11 protein-coding genes are annotated in these 14,844 nt (G+C 56.1%); 4 read left to right on the forward strand and 7 right to left on the reverse strand.

Going from position 1 to position 14,844, the window contains the following annotated elements:
- Positions 1–13: 13 nt before the first annotated feature.
- The gene (locus H5T64_11850; GenBank protein ID MBC7265030.1) at positions 14–850 is read left to right on the forward strand and encodes a hypothetical protein; all 837 of its coding nucleotides are present in this window, start codon (positions 14–16) and stop codon (positions 848–850) included.
- A 332-nt stretch (positions 851–1,182) separates the two neighbouring features.
- Here the strand turns inward: H5T64_11850 and H5T64_11855 are convergent, their stop codons facing one another.
- Positions 1,183–2,583 (reverse strand): hypothetical protein, encoded by a 1,401-nt coding sequence (locus tag H5T64_11855; protein MBC7265031.1) that lies wholly within the window; start codon positions 2,581–2,583, stop codon positions 1,183–1,185.
- A 38-nt stretch (positions 2,584–2,621) separates the two neighbouring features.
- Positions 2,622–5,231: a hypothetical protein gene (locus H5T64_11860; GenBank protein ID MBC7265032.1), complete on the reverse strand. Its 2,610-nt coding sequence runs from the start codon at positions 5,229–5,231 to the stop codon at positions 2,622–2,624.
- Between the two features lie 69 nt (positions 5,232–5,300).
- On the opposite strand from H5T64_11860, the gene H5T64_11865 reads away from it, so the two are divergent.
- Entirely contained in the window at positions 5,301–5,750 is a 450-nt protein-coding gene (locus H5T64_11865) for a hypothetical protein (protein ID MBC7265033.1), read from the forward strand.
- 82 nt (positions 5,751–5,832) lie between these two features.
- On the opposite strand, the gene H5T64_11870 is transcribed toward H5T64_11865, so the two are convergent.
- Both H5T64_11870 and H5T64_11875 read right to left on the reverse strand, forming a co-directional pair.
- Positions 5,833–6,837, reverse strand: a complete 1,005-nt coding sequence (locus H5T64_11870) for a glycosyltransferase (GenBank protein MBC7265034.1) — start codon at positions 6,835–6,837, stop codon at positions 5,833–5,835.
- Positions 6,830–7,861 (reverse strand): flippase-like domain-containing protein, encoded by a 1,032-nt coding sequence (locus H5T64_11875; GenBank protein ID MBC7265035.1) that lies wholly within the window; start codon positions 7,859–7,861, stop codon positions 6,830–6,832. The genes H5T64_11870 and H5T64_11875 overlap by 8 nt, the downstream gene beginning before the upstream one ends.
- Positions 7,862–7,918: 57 nt before the next feature.
- Between H5T64_11875 and H5T64_11880 the strand changes: the two genes are divergently transcribed.
- Both H5T64_11880 and H5T64_11885 read left to right on the forward strand, forming a co-directional pair.
- Positions 7,919–9,496, forward strand: a complete 1,578-nt coding sequence (locus H5T64_11880) for a DUF2723 domain-containing protein (protein MBC7265036.1) — start codon at positions 7,919–7,921, stop codon at positions 9,494–9,496.
- A 189-nt stretch (positions 9,497–9,685) separates the two neighbouring features.
- Positions 9,686–10,165 carry a hypothetical protein gene (locus tag H5T64_11885; GenBank protein ID MBC7265037.1) on the forward strand — a complete coding sequence of 160 codons (480 nt, stop codon included), beginning with the start codon at positions 9,686–9,688 and terminating at the stop codon, positions 10,163–10,165.
- On the opposite strand, the gene H5T64_11890 is transcribed toward H5T64_11885, so the two are convergent.
- From H5T64_11890 to H5T64_11900, 3 genes are all read right to left on the reverse strand, one after another.
- On the reverse strand, positions 10,157–11,866 hold the full coding sequence (locus H5T64_11890; protein ID MBC7265038.1) for a DUF4012 domain-containing protein: 1,710 nt from the start codon (positions 11,864–11,866) through the stop codon (positions 10,157–10,159). The genes H5T64_11885 and H5T64_11890 overlap by 9 nt on opposite strands.
- Before the next feature lie 98 nt (positions 11,867–11,964).
- A complete protein-coding gene (locus H5T64_11895) occupies positions 11,965–13,293 on the reverse strand; it encodes a hypothetical protein (protein MBC7265039.1) in 1,329 nt (442 codons plus the stop codon).
- Between the two features lie 132 nt (positions 13,294–13,425).
- A complete protein-coding gene (locus H5T64_11900; GenBank protein MBC7265040.1) occupies positions 13,426–14,844 on the reverse strand; it encodes a sugar transferase in 1,419 nt (472 codons plus the stop codon).

Genomic DNA, 14,844 nt, shown 5'->3' on the forward strand with positions numbered 1-14,844 from the left:
TTGTGTATTGGTGATGACATTGCTGATTGGTGTAGGCATTGGACTCATCGTGGCCCAGACCCACCTTTTGCCGCCCCTGCTCCCGCAAATCACAAGCAAATCCTCCGCGTCCGTATATGCCCTCGATACATCGCGGACGTTGGAGAGCCGCTATGTTATTACTGCGCCTGTGCTGGACGGTAACCTGGCGGATTGGCCGACCGTGCCCTCCATCACGATGGACGCTGCCTCGTGCGATTACGTGGCGGGCACAATCGGCGGTGTGAACGATTGCTCGGCCTCGGTGCGCAGTGTGTGGGACGACACCAATGTCTACTTTGGCATTGATGTGACGGACGATGTGCTCAAGTCCGACGACCCCTCCTATATCTGGCGCGATGACTCTGTGGAAATCGGCCTGGACGGTGCCCGTGACCGCGTGTTCTGGAACCCAGACGACCACCAGTACGCAGTGGCCAGCGATGGGCGCACGTTCTACCTGGGCGCGCCCACGACCGATCTGTCGGCGGCGGTGCAGGTGCGGTCCGGTGGCTACATTGTGGAGGTGGCTGTCCCACTCAATCGCCTGGTGCTCAGCGGCCAGGTGATCTCAGGCACGGTTTGCGGTTTCACTGTGGGGGTCCGCGACGACGACGACGGCGGCACCTGGGATGGCTATCTGGTTTGGGCGGGGACATCGACGGTAGGCCCAGCGGAGAACTTCGGCGAGTTGCGTTTTGTGGGTCAACCTCCGCCGGTGTGTGACGTGCAGTTGGATCAGTTGGAGGCCCGGGTGGCCGACCTGGAGCGGAAGATCCAGCAGTTGCTCGATATCCTGAGCGAGTTCGGCAGTATTATCCCTCCGCGCTGATCCCAGGAGGCAGGAAAGCGGTCGTATTGGCACCCCGGCCATCTTCTTGGCGGTTCGCCAGTTCGATGGTAGTAGGCTTTGCCCGCTTGGGCCGCTATGGACAGCATGTGGCCAAGGCATCATATAAGCCCAATAGTCCTATCCGAGCCCAAAGTAGTCAAATGGCGCACTACTGACGATAGATTCCTCGTACCCTCACAGAAGATGGCCGGGTCTGCGGCAGCTCCCTTCGCGAACCCACTGAGTCCACGGGACAGCCTCAGCAAGTGCAGCTTTGGTCTTGTTTCCCAACGGCGCAAAGTGCATGGTCACCTCGACTCATCCGGATTTGCTCACTTCGTACCTGGAACCCGCTGATGGTAGTCTTCCGATTCGCTACCAGTAGCTATCTCGTTGCCTTTCACAATGATCGGCAAAAGCACGGCATGGCGCACTGGGGTAAGGTTTGAGGCCACGAACAGTCCAAAGTCTGTCAGGCGGGTCAGGAGAGCCCACGCGGTGTTCTCACTCGCGTTGTGCCCAGTGGGGATGTCCCTCCATCTGTGGGCCTGAACGTCGTAATAGCGTAGCACTAAACGATCCTCGTCTGGCCCCACCACCTCGGACTCATGGTACCAGAGCACTATCATCGCAGCGCTGCGCAGGTTGGTAACGGGCAGGCCATTCAGGTCGTGCACCAGCAGCCGGAAGTGGCGTAGCGCAGCGTCGTTCTGATCCTCGATGGGTAGGGGCAGGGGCACGAATTCTGCCACCGCGTTGGTGAACACGCTCCTGGGCGGAAAGACGATCCAGTACAAACGGTCATTTGTCCAGATGGTGCCGCCCTCTGCGGGGCTCACGTTGGTGGTCACTGGCGCGGTGGTGGGCACGGGCGTCCAGGTCGGCGTAGCTGAAATAGTCGGCGTCACACTGGGCAGCGGAGTCTCGGTGACAGTGGGAGTAGGGGTGGACGTCCCCGGTTCTGTGGGAGTGGCGGTTGGCGTCTGTGTCTCAGTGGGGGTGGGTGTGGGAGTCAGGTGCACAGACAGGTTCCAGGCCCCACCATACGTACATGGGTAAGTTTCATTGGCCCAATAGAAGCCGCCTCCAGGTGGCTCAATCAGGAACATCACACTTTGACCTGCGTAGCAGCTGAGAGGCATAGAGTAGACACCGTTATAGACGTAGGTGACACAAGCGCCACAACGCAGCCAGTTCACATAGGCACTGATTCGGGTGCGATCAGGCGCCGGCACACCACCGATGGTGCAGGAGCCGCTGATGGGGCGGGGCGTCGCGGTTGGCGTGGGGGTGTTGGTGGGGGTGTTCGTGGGCCAGGGGGTGAAGGTTGGTGTGTTGGTGCGCGTTGGGATTGCGGTGTAGCAACTGAGGTTGATGACAACATTTCCACCAGGTTGCCACGTGCCTGACCCTCCCCAGCACCAACCGGCAGGTGTCGTAACCCGAAACCACACTGTCGCCCCCGGATAGCCCCCCTCCGCAGTTGAGATATCAATGTTGTATTTTGTCTGGCCGCCCTCATCCCAGTCAACGGCATCCTTGCGCCAGACCCCATCAATGTAGGCACTGACGGTAGTATTTACAGCACCGGGTGCAACACCATTTACGAGGACCGAGCCGTTGCAATTCCACGGGGTTTGCGGTTGTGCAGCCACCACTGTTGGCGACAATCCCATCACTAACACCGGTGCAAGCAATACTCCCAGCATGACATAGGCAATCTTTCTCGTCATCTTGCAATCTCCTTAGTTGCCGCAGCGGGTTTGAACACTCATTCGGACAAGACGAGAGCGCAATCACTGTTCGCGTGGATCCAGTAGCCCCATCCAGGCCGCATCTCGGTTAGATCGTTCAGGAAAGGCGGGACGTTCACGTCGTATTTCTTCCACGGGTCGGTGCCATCGGAAGCATCGTAACTGTATACGAGATCATACAAACCGTCGATCGATGTCAGGGCGACGGCAACTGGCTTTGGTGCGCTCAAGGGATACCCCACCAAGTTCCACCCTTCGCACAGATGGATGGTGACTTCAGTGACGCAGTGCCCCGAGACGGGCAGCGTGGTCGCACTGGTCCCGTGCAGCCAGAAGCCGACCGTCTCGGGGATGTCTTGCAGGTCGTTCAGGAAAGGCGGGACGTTGGTGTCATACTTCTTCCACGGGTCTGCTTCGTCGCAGCCCTCGTAAGCGTATACCAGGTCGAAGGCCCCGGCGATGGGGGCCAGGAGGTCCTCGACGGCGGGCGAATCGGGCTCGATGGGCAAGGAGAGCAGGTTCCAGCCGGAGGTAATGGGCAGATGTGCAGTGGCCACTGGTCCGGGAGTGCGCGTGGCCGTGGGCGTGGGGCTCGGGCCGGGGGTGTGGGTGGGCGCAGGGGTGCGGGTGTACGTTGGGGTTTGCGTCGGGGCGAGGGTTGGGGTGGGCCTCGGCAGATAGATGACGTAATTAACCTCGAGAGGGCCGGCAAGGGGCGGAGCATCTAGAAAGTCGTTTCGTATTGCTCCGTCAACCTCTACAAAAAGGTAAACCCTTGTTGGTACGTTTGACTCTCCGTCGAAAGTTACGCTTAGATTGCTCGTCTGTGGATCAAACGAGAAGTCCAGGATCTTGGAATTGACCACTGCTTCGGTCCTTTCGATTGCTGTTTCCATGCTGACCACTTCCGCATTATATGAGTTTCCCACCGCCTTTATGTCGTTCAGGGCGCTAACCCATTGCTCTCTGGTTGGAATCGCCTTGGCCGGGTCTGTATTCTTGAAATTTTGTTCGTGCAAGAACACGGTGCCAAAAGTGAGGCTAGAGAGGCACCTCTTGATCGAGGCTATTGGCTGCTCACTTATCGTTGCAGGACCTCGACTCTTATAGTAAGGTGGAACCCAGTCGTAACCGCAAACTCTTGGCTCGAAAAAGCAGACGAAGAATTTGTAGATTTGGCCATCTGGTGCCTGATAGGTGTAGTAATCGGCATATCCGAGACTGCCAGATGTCATGAAGTGACTTGGTTGGTTGTATTTGTAATACGGACCGGCTGCCCAGGCACGTCGGTCATATTGGGAGTATGGATCATAGTAAGGCAAGTCAACTTGCGGATAGATTAGGAGATACTTGGTCCTGAACTTTGTTGCCACGCCCTGGAGAGCATTCTTGCCCATCTCTCCGAAGTGGGGAATGACGAATGTGGACATAGCTAGTTTGTTTTGGTCAAACCAGTCTTTGGCGAGCAGGATGTTCCGGTTGATAACCTCGTCAGGGTAGGGATTCCCTGGGAGGCGATCGCCGTTATTCTGATAATAGAAAGACTTCCACCAATGGATAGCGTGAAGAGAGACTTGGGCTTGACCACTGTCCACCCATTGTTTCAGCTGCGCTGCCTCCCCTGGCGCAATTTCCACAATCCCGTCTTGGGGATCGAGCCCTGCCTCGTTCCCGACAAAAATAGCCAAGAAGGGGGTAAATCCAACGTCTATCATCTCCTGAATATAGTTGTACGTAGGACTTCCGTCGCCAGGATTGATGTACCAGTCGCCCCTTACATCATCGACCCTGACGGTTATCATCGGCTCTACCGCCCTAAGTAGGAAGGGCTTCTTTGCTGCCCAGACAATTCCTCGCCAGACTAGATCATCGAGTCCCATAAACGGCCCAAGCTTATTCACGTCAAACTGTTGGTAGGAGGTCCAAATAACGACCCTCCCATTCCCGGCATTTCCCGCGAGAACAAGTGGCAACAATCCCTTGGTGCTGTCATTCAAAGCAGCAATTACTGGAAAGGAAGGATGAGAACTTAAGACCCTCAGGGTGATGCTGGCCTTTAGTGGATATGAGTGATTGGCTTCTTGCAGTTGCCCAATGTAATGATGGGGAGCAGTAATCAGAATTGGGCCCGGGGAGAGCACTTCATCGCCTATCTGGCAAGAGGAAAGTCGTTGACACAGAAACGACAGTGCATCTTGGCCGTAGTCGAAGGAGACGATGCCGACGCCCTGATTCTTGACCAAGTTTTCTAGAGTGTTCTTTTCGGTCTCACTGAGGGGCCTCTCGTTGGAAACAACGTTCTTGTGGCCGAAAATGTAGAGCGAATGAGCAGGGCACACGTTTTCCGAGGCAAGGTCTAGGATACGATAGGGGACTCCAAAGAAGTCGAGATAGGGCCTGATGTACTTCTCAAAATCAGGAAAGTTAGGACTCTGGCTGTTTACTAACACTATGGACCTCAGTGAGGGACCGACCTGGAGACTAGAGCCTATTAGCCCATGGTTTCCGTGGCCCTGTCCGACCTTCCATGTCGCTCCTGACCGCATCTCCTCTGTCGTCAAGAACAGGGAAGCTAGCGCCAATGCCAATACTACGGCCCCTCTGGCCCGTTCCACAATGGCTATCATTTCGCGGCCCTTCTTGGTGCAAAACATCTGGGTGTTCACCAAGATCATGCCAGTGTGCAGTCATTCCTCATGCGCATTCAGCGGGGTCATCCAGACCATAAGTTCGTCAAACGAACCGCCCTCCGGAGTGACCCGACCCTCGCCGGTGCTCGAACCGACTCCCCTATGCCTTGCGGCACACACCTACGCGCCCAGGGGCTGGTGGCCGCTGCACCCAGCATGTTCACGGTGTCCCGAGCCGTTACGCATCCCATCATGAAGGTGTGCAGTCGGGCGATCTCCTGCACAAGGGCGGCCTCCGTGCAGCAAGGCGCCCGAGCGAGTTGGCTGTTTGGCACCGATGGCACTGGAATGGCCCACGGACTCGCCAGTCTAATGCTAGGCGCACTCAAGACCTATGTTGGACAGGCTCGGAAGCAGCACACGAACGAATCCATAAAACACAGTGCATTCCTGGTTGTTTGTCTTCCCTATCGGACCGAATTCGTTGCCAACATTGCCCGTGCTGCTTCGAGATAGACACCGCTTCCTCGCAGCCCACTCAGAGAGCTCGCTTGGCCTGAAGCCTGGCAATAGTTGTGGCTTCTTTCGCTGTACCTCCTCAGTGCTTCTGTGCATCTGTCGGTGCTCCTCGCTGGCGTAGCATACTCATGTACCCTGCAACCACTCCGAAGCCCAAAGACCAGGCACGGATGTAGAGGGCCGGCAAACTAACTAACGCCACGGGATGGTCTCGACGCCAGGCCTTTACCATAAAGGGTATGCAGGTAACCAGAAATGCGGTGGCAATCACTCCCAAAAGCGACACACATGGCCTGACCCAGATGGACAAGCAGGCCAGGGGAGCTGAAAGCGCCGTTAAGAGCATCTGCACTTTCAAGCTCCATGGTGTGTGAGAGTCTCGCCAGGCCTTACTGGGATGTAGGCGCAGCACTCGCGTTTTCCAGTAACCAATGCGATATTTGCGTTGCGCATACCTGCGCCAACTTTCTGGATGATAGTGGTACACTACAGCCCGAGGATTGAAGACCATCTTATGGCCCGCATGCGTTAGCCTGAACGATAGCTCCTGGTCTTCGAGGAACCGGAATCTGATGTCGAATCCTCCGTTGCTGATCAAGATATTTCGGCGATAACCTGCAGCATATGTGTCGACCAGATCCACATACTTGCAGCGGGCAGTGTGGTCATAGCGGTCCTCATACTCGATCTGGATAAAGCGGGCCGTTAGGTTTCTCTGGCGGGTCCGATAGACGCCCTTCACGCCGGCGACCTGTGGATCAGCGAAAGGCCCAATCATCTCCTCGAGCCACTCGGGGCTTGGCACACAGTCCGAATCAGTGAATAAGACGATGTCAGCGCGGGCCTCATTTACGCCCCTGTTCCGCGCTGCGGCCGGGCCGCTATTGGCCTGCCTCAGCACTCGCGCACCGTAGCGGGCAGCGATATCCGCTGTGTCGTCGATAGAGCCATCATCGACAACGATCACTTCGTAATCTGTCCGTGGCAAGGATTGCGCGTTTAAGGCAGTCAAACACTCTGCTATCGTCGCTGCCGCATTGTAGGCAGGGATTACCACCGAAACTGATACGGGCCTCTCACTCATCGGCTCGTCCTCTGGAAACTATGTGCAGTTCTCCCAGCTCATAGTTTTCCACCCAGAGCCCTAGGACGCCTCCCACAATAATGGGTACATAAACTACGAAATGTAGAAGAATAGCATAGCCGAGAGCTACGCTTCTCTCCACGCCAAAAATGGAAAGCGTAAGAATGCACAAATAATGAAAGACCCCGAGCTGTGCCGGCGATGTTGGCAGAATCGCTCCTGTCATCAGTGCGACTAGCAGAAGAGGAGATGCAAGCGGCGCTACTTTAATGTGAACGGCCTCCAGTGTCAGGGCATTTGTGGCCGTGGCTAGCGTCCAGATAAGAATTGACCAGGTCCACAGCCGCATCTGCACCCTAATGTCCCGCAGAGCATGCAACTGCCCACTGGCCTCGGCCAGACGGTTTAGGACGCGAAGGAAGGCAAGCCGAGGACGACGGTCGATCCAGACTTTGAGAACTTGTTCAATGCTCTTGCGCTGGCCAGTGATGATGATCACCGTCAGCAACAGCAGGGCAAGGATACCACTGACAATGAGGCTTGAACGACGCAGCCACGGCGGCATGGGCATGGACAAAGAGAGCAAGGCGATCAGCGAGAGAAGCATCACGCTGTCCAGGGCCTTCTCCACGACCGTTGTTGCCAGGGCAAAGACCTTGCTGATCCCGTTCTTCCCCCCGATCAGGAAAGCACGCACCAACTCACCTATTCGTATTGGCAGTAGGCTGTTGGACAACTGTCCAATGTACAAAACAGAGACGCACTTGCGGGTAGACAGTCTCGAGTGGCTGGGATAAAACAACAGTTGCCAGCGTACAGCCTTGGCCCAGTTGGTAACTAAGAAAGAAACAAGTGCCAGAAAGACGAATCGGCTATCTGCCTTGGACAGTACGGCGACCACCTCAGACCATTGCGTGCCCTTGGCTGCCAGGCACAAAGTGACCATACTCACGAGCGCGCCTAGCCCAAAGCGAGCCCCACTCCACCATCGGGATGGTCGAGCACTTGCGCTTTCTTCTCTCACAGACTATAATTCCTCCAGCCCATAGGCAGTAGAGATTTTGACAGGATTCCGCTCATCATGAAAGGACAGCCGCACGGCCTGACACTTGTAGCATCTGCAGTATCGCTTGCACTCTTGGTCCTCCCCTTTGCGCTCTATATCCGGACGCTTGCCCCTACGATAACCTGGCAACACGATGGCTACGACGCGGGAGACCTTATCACAGCAGCCTACACCCTCGGCATTCCCCATCCTACGGGCTACCCCCTCTACACACTCTTGGGCAAATTGTTCACGCTGCTGCCGTTCGGCGATGTCGCCTACCGTATGAACATGATGTCGGCATTTTGCGCAGCTCTAACCGCCCCACTGCTGTATTGGACATCCCTGACGCTATTGCGCTCGCGTCCATATGCAATACTGGCATCAGCATGCGCTGCTCTACTTCTATCTACATCACGCGTGCTATGGTCACAGGCTGTGATCACGGAGGTATACACACTCAACTGCCTGTTCTTTGCGACAATATTATACCTTGTGCTTAGACTCCAACCACTTCTGTCAGGGTCGTTTGAGCAGGTTGTCGAACGTACGCGCATAGTTCGCATCATGATGCTGATTGCACTGATATACGGCCTCAGTCTAGGCAATCACCTAACGATGCTTTTAACTGCCCCGTTGCTCTTTTATCAATGCATGATAGCCTCCAGGCTCTGTACACTCCGGACGTTGGAATGGGCACGCGTGCTTGGTATGTTCCTTCTGGGTCTATCAGTCTACATCTACCTGCCACTCCGTGCCGGAAGCCAACCGCTTCTGAACTGGGGTAATCCCGGCACTCTGCGCGGCTTCGTTTGGGTTGTCAGTGGGAGCATTTACCGTCAGTATGTTTTCGCCCTACCTTTAGGGTACTGGCCGGAGCGCCTGTTAGCTTGGGCCGGCTTGCTGAGGCAGCAATTCGGCACATGGGGCACTGCCCTTGGCCTACTTGGAGCCTGGAAACAGGCAAAACGCTCCTGGCAGCTATTCGGAATTCTCGTTCTGACCTCCGTTCTCTTCAGCACCTACGCCATTGGTTATAACACCACAGACTCATATGTCTACCTATTGCCCGTCTACTTTCTCTACGCTCTGTGGATCGCTGAAGCAGTTCAAACCGCTCTCAGCACCCTCCCGAAGACGCAGGGCACGTGGTCGAAAAGAGCAGCAGTCTTATCAGGCCTTGCTTTGCTGGCTCTGCCCCTTGGATCGCTGCGCGCGAACCTACAGGTTTTGGATCTTAGCAACGACTACACTGCTCACCACTATGGTTCTCAGGTATTCGCCCAAGTACCCGATGGCTCCATCATCATCTCTGCCACAGATGCCCACACATTCACTTTATGGTATTTTGCTCGGGTAGTCACCGGTCGAACCACGGTCGCTCTGATTGACGAGGACCTCCTAGGCTACCATTGGTATGTGGATGGCCTGCGCGAGGCTTACCCTTGGCTAGACCTGTCTCCCACTTCCATGGGGATTCCGTTAACCGTAGACGACCTGATACAGGCCAATATACAGAGACATCCTATCTTCCTTACCGACGTGGACTCTGACTTGATCGCCCATTACCGTCTTCAAGAACAAGGCGCATTGTATCAGTTGCTGGCCCGCTAACATGTTGCTATCTCAATCTAGACCCTCCGGCGTACGACGAGGGAATACAGCACCGCTAGGATGGCAATCGCACCGATGCCCAGTCTGAGGAGCGCCCTTGCGTCCAAACCCGCCCCCCTAGAAACCAGCACCGACGTGGCCGTGGGCACTACGATTTTAGTTTCAGCGGTTGGAGGCATAGGAGCGAGGGTGGGCCGAAGGGTCGTGAACGTGGGGGACGCAGTTGTCGCAGTCGGTGACACGGGCGTCGCCGTGGGCGCAACAGGTGTCGGGGTCGAAGGCGGCAACGAGGGTGTAGGCGGAACAGGCGTTACAGTGGATGGCAAGGGTGCAGTGGGCGAAACAGGCGTGGCGGTGGGCGGCGTGGCCGAGCCGGTTGCGGTTCGCCGAGGCCGGGCTGCCGTAGGGCTCAGCGGTGTAGCACTGGGAGGCGCAGTTGTAGCTGTAGGCGGCACGCCTGTTGCCGTTGGCAGAACGGGAGTCTCGGTAGAGGCCAGTGGAGTTGCAGTTGGTAACTTTGGTGTCGGAGTTGGGACAGTCTGGCGCAGACTGTTCTGCCCTGGCATAGCCCACGAGGCCCAAGCATTAGGCAAGTTCAAGAGAAGCAAGAGCACAACCGCCGCCAAAGATGACTTACCAAGTTTCATGAGCACGCTCCTCCTAGTGTAGCCTTACAAACAATGAGCGATCCCGCCGCAGATCTAGCTCGTAGAATAGGGTCCCTTGCTGGACACTTTGCGGCTGGGGATCAGTTGACGACACTCGGACGCCTGGCGGAATAATTATCCTCACTTCGAGGGGCACGGCATCCGTCCCCGCCTGTTTCTGTACAAGCAGCCGGTACTCCTCTCGCACTGGAGTCGGAAGGCGATAGGTAAAGCGCACCGTCAGGCTCTCTCCTGCTGGCACAACGAAGAAAGTGGCAAAGACCGTCTTCCCCTCTTGACTGGCTAACGTTTCAGTTTCGGTAACGCCCTCGGTAGCAAGCAACTGAGTGCCAGGCGGCACATACACCCGCAGGTAATTCCAATAGCAGTCCTGTGTCCACGCTTCGTAGTTTGTAGATTGCTGTTGAAATCGCACGCAAGCCGCCTGTGCAGGGCTGCGATTTTGGTAAGTAATAGTCAAAGTAGCCTGCGGAGTATTATCCTTCTCAAGAGTGACCTCGTATTCGATGCGCTTCTCCACATTGACATTGACTTTGTTATACCCCATGTTCGTGTCGAGGGCCAGCAGATAGTCCTGCCCGCTACTGCGATCCAGTGCCCCATCCCGTCCGCTCATGGCTAACAAATTCTGTATGGCCGGGTGATGAAAGTACAACTGAATGTGCTTCTCGTCAATGGCGTGCCTCAGGACCTGCAATAGACTGCTCATCTGCTCAGGCTGCGTTTGCGTTTGCAACTTCTCTAGCAGCGATGAAGCCATAACCCCAATGAAGTCCTTGCGATGTTTCAGCCACTCGCCCGGTGGCGCCGACCAGTACTCTCGCATCTTATGCAAGACATTGTCCCCGTCTGTGCGGTCGTCATATTGTTCCAACTCTAAGGGCCCTATTGCCTTTACCATCGCTTGTACGGCCAGCATGTCGAAGGCCAACACACCACTGATCGTCCCCGGGTTCTCCAGGTGATAGAGTTCCTCTATATCTCGCACTGCGGTCGGAAAATCCGGTGACCAATTGCCATCGCGAGTTGCCCACAAGATAATGCCCATGTGGCGCTGCATGGGTTCGGGAGCAAACGGATGAGCTACCGTGAACTTGTCGTACTCGTAACTGTCCCTGATCGTGAGTTGGCCAATCTTCCCGCGCTCGACACTCACCAGGCCTATGGCACTAATGAATCCGCCGGTAGCCCGCAACTCATCATTGTTCTGGGCCAGGATCATATAGGAAACAGGTTCTGTCTCACCGAGCAACGTTGGAGCAGCGGTGGCTGCGCCAAAGGCTGCATGGCCCAACCGCAGATAATGTTCGAGGGTGGAAACGAGGCTGTCCAGCGGAGACCAAAGATCATCTGCTGCCAAAACAGCGACGTCGCTGTACAAGCGTCCGACTTGCTCCTCCGCCTCTCGAAAGTACGGACGTGCGGCCACCAGCCCTGCAAAGAGCGCCTCGCTTATGCTCTGAGCTTCCTGGCCCTCCCTGCCTGTCCTGCGTGCTTCAATAGCATCCACAACACATTGCAACCCGTCGCTCGCCATCTGTCCTACGTGGGCAAGTTCGGCGCCTACGCGGAGAAGCTCATCTACGGCAAACAGATTCTCCTGCCCCGCTGACCAGGGCAGCCAGTAGGGCCTCAGAACAGGCTGCAGTTCTGTGCGCAGGCCCTCGAGCGCCCGCTCAATGCCCTCCAGATCGGCCTTCATCTGCCCTGGTCTCTCCGGCTCGAGCAGGGAGGCAGGATTCTGTGCGAATGTCTTTAAGCGTATCCCATGTGTCCAAAGCACGTATACATGTCTTCCCACTAATATGCCTTTGACCAACAAGGCAACCAGTAGGAGCAACAGGATAGCCAGGAACAAGTAGTGCCGTCGCCTCTGCCTTTCAGTCTCTTGCGTAGCAAATACCAAGACCCACCTCCGTCAGAAGTCCCTCTATGAGTAGGAGCACGTCTCATTACCACGGGCAACATTATCTTCGAGCCCAGTAGCGTGTTCATATAATCACGGAAAGCGAGGCCGAACTTGGTCATTTGCGTCGGGTCCTGATGGCTGAACAGGGAGCCATTGAACCCCAGGCCGGTGGCTGGATCGTAGGGCTGGTCGTTCAGGCTGTACCACAGCCACTGCTGTACCAGGCGGTCGTCATCCGCTGGATAACCCAGATCTGGATCTTTCGCATTCACCAAGAAGTTGAAGGTCTGGTGCATGAAATCAATGATCTTCTGATCACCTTTGTCTGCATCTCCATCTTCAACGATGTAAGTGGAGGGCATCAATACGCCGTACTCAGAAATGATCAGTGGCTTGTCCTGAAAGCCTTTTGCTTTCATCCACTGACGAAACTCGATGACTAATTGCCGGAAAATGTCCGGATCGGCGTTGTCCTGCAAGGTGTACAGCCGGCCCTCGGTCGCACTCAGCCCAGCAGGGATCTCCGCGCCCCAATCCCTCGCCTTCTCCTGCAAGATTTGTGCGTGAATGTTCCAGACATCCACAGGCATCGGCTCGCCAAACAGGTTCTCGTACTCGCTGAGCAGCAAGTCCAACCACTGGAGGCGCAAAGGTGTGGGCTGGATCACACCACCGATGGCGATGCAGGCCGTAGGATCCAAGCCCTTGATGAGCGTGTACATCTCGTGATAAATCCTGGCGTATTCCTGCGGGGTGCGATTCCCCTGACCGTATTTCCCCTCAGGCTCGTTCCCAATGAGCCAGAGCGACCCGGGGGTTGCGGCGACCGTCTCCGTCAGCTGCAATGTATTCGTAGGATACACACTGGCCCTGACGAGGATCAACTGCACGTATTTGATTCCACCGGGCCGCAACGGCTCGCGGTTTGTCCGCCAGTCTGAGTACCATCCGATGCGCAACTCGTTGATATTGTAGTCGGTAACCAGTGCCGGGCGCACCATCCCGTTGACAGAGACCGTGATGCCTGGATTGAGGCCGACACCAAAACGCTCGTTGACCGCTGCATAATACTCCTCAGCGAAGGGTAGAGACTGAATCCTTTCGGCGGGCACTGTTGCATTGACTTCGTAGTGGCTCGATGCGAACAGGAACGCCCCCGCAGCAAGCAAGCCGAGAAGAACTGCATAGATTCCCCGGTAGCGTTTCATCACAGTGAGCATGCTGCCTCCACAAAGATGATTCCTATCGGTGTTGGCGGAGATGAAGTAACCCACGCCGGAATACGTCCTAGTGCTGCCTCCTAGAAATGCACTTTTCTCGTCATATTCGCATACTGTAGGTGCGCCGATGCCTCAATAGGCGCCTTTGCCCTTGATCACCGCGCTGATGGTGCGGAGTAGGATTTGCAGGTCCAGCAGTAGAGAACAGTTGCGAATGTAATACAGATCTGCCTCGGTGTGCAGAGCCAGCGGTTGGTCCGCTCGCCCAGTAACCTGCCACCACCCTGTTATTCCCGGCGGCACGCTGAGACGTTTACGCTGCCAGGGTTCATAATCCTGCACCAAGAGGGGCAATTCTGGGCGTGGCCCCACCAGGCTCATCTCTCCTTTAAGCACATTAAAGAGCTGGGGCAATTCATCAAGGCTCCAGCGACGTAGATACCGCCCGACGCGGGTAATGCGTGGATCTGCGCTGTCCTTGCGCATATAGCGCCTACCTCGCTCTGTCCGTGCCATGATGACATTGATCTTGCTATCCGCATCAGCGACCATCGTCCTGAACTTGTACATCCAAAAAAGCCCGCCATGCCATCCTACACGTTGCTGCTTGAAAATAACGGGCCCGGGTGAGTCTAGCTTGATTAGTAGAGCAATGACGAGCATGGCCGGCCAGAGTAGAAGCAGAGCACACGCGGCTACGACGAAGTCTAGCATCCTTTTCGCCAACAGCGCAAAGCCGCCTATGGCCGGCTCTTTCAGCGTCACAAGGGGTATATCACCCAAAATCCCAATGCTCGTGCGCAGATAGGCCAGAGAGAAAAAGTCCGGCACCACGCTTACATTGACGGGCGTTTCGTTGAGCAATGAGACTAGCTCCTCCAAGCGCTTGTGCGCATAGAGCGGCAGGGTAATGATCACTTCCTGGATGCCGTGTTTTGTCACCAGCTCTGGGGCCTCATCCAGCGTACCGAACACGGGGAAACCGCCCACCAACTGCCCCATCTTTTGCGGGTCGTCATCCAGAAAGCCAACGACCTGCAACCCCATCCAGCGCCGCTCGTCCAGAAGCGCTGCCATCTGACGGCCCACCTCTCCGGCTCCGACCAACAAGATGCGCTGCTCGGTGGCACGTCTGCCCTCCAGCCCTTTGAAGACGAGTCGCACTACCGCGCGGAAAAGCAGTATGATCAGTATGTCTAGAAGCAAGAAGTAGACAAAAAGCAGGCGTGATAGGCCGCGGTACGAGAGATAGAGAGCGCCAGCCAACAGCAGGGTAGACATGCCTACGGCCGCGAGCACCGTCTGCACCTCATCGGCAACACGCAAAATGCGATTGGCGTCGTACGCAGAGAGTTGCCTGAAAGCGATCGTCCAGATAGCAATCGCCACCAGGTAGATGCCCCAATTCAAGCCGCCCCAGTACGCGTCAAAGGGCTGCCCGTAGGGTAAGGTCTGACGCAGCCACTCCGCCAGGCTCAGGCTTAGAACGGTCGCCAGTACATCAGAGATGTATAAGGTCAGGACATATTTGTTCGGTCTCTCGTGCTTCAT

Source organism: Chloroflexota bacterium (assembly GCA_014360825.1).
In the GTDB taxonomy this organism is placed as follows: domain Bacteria; phylum Chloroflexota; class Anaerolineae; order UBA2200; family JACIWT01; genus JACIWT01.

Coding starts and splice junctions, on each gene's coding strand:
- H5T64_11870 (MBC7265034.1), bottom strand. CDS start 6,837: ATGAGTGAGAGGCCCGTATCAGTTTCGGTGGTAATCCCTGCCTACAAT.
- H5T64_11900 (MBC7265040.1), bottom strand. CDS start 14,844: ATGAAGCACGAGAGACCGAACAAATATGTCCTGACCTTATACATCTCT.
- H5T64_11865 (MBC7265033.1), top strand. CDS start 5,301: ATGCGCATTCAGCGGGGTCATCCAGACCATAAGTTCGTCAAACGAACC.
- H5T64_11855 (MBC7265031.1), bottom strand. CDS start 2,583: ATGACGAGAAAGATTGCCTATGTCATGCTGGGAGTATTGCTTGCACCG.
- H5T64_11860 (MBC7265032.1), bottom strand. CDS start 5,231: ATGATAGCCATTGTGGAACGGGCCAGAGGGGCCGTAGTATTGGCATTG.
- H5T64_11850 (MBC7265030.1), top strand. CDS start 14: ATGACATTGCTGATTGGTGTAGGCATTGGACTCATCGTGGCCCAGACC.
- H5T64_11880 (MBC7265036.1), top strand. CDS start 7,919: ATGAAAGGACAGCCGCACGGCCTGACACTTGTAGCATCTGCAGTATCG.
- H5T64_11890 (MBC7265038.1), bottom strand. CDS start 11,866: ATGAAGGCCGATCTGGAGGGCATTGAGCGGGCGCTCGAGGGCCTGCGC.
- H5T64_11895 (MBC7265039.1), bottom strand. CDS start 13,293: ATGCTCACTGTGATGAAACGCTACCGGGGAATCTATGCAGTTCTTCTC.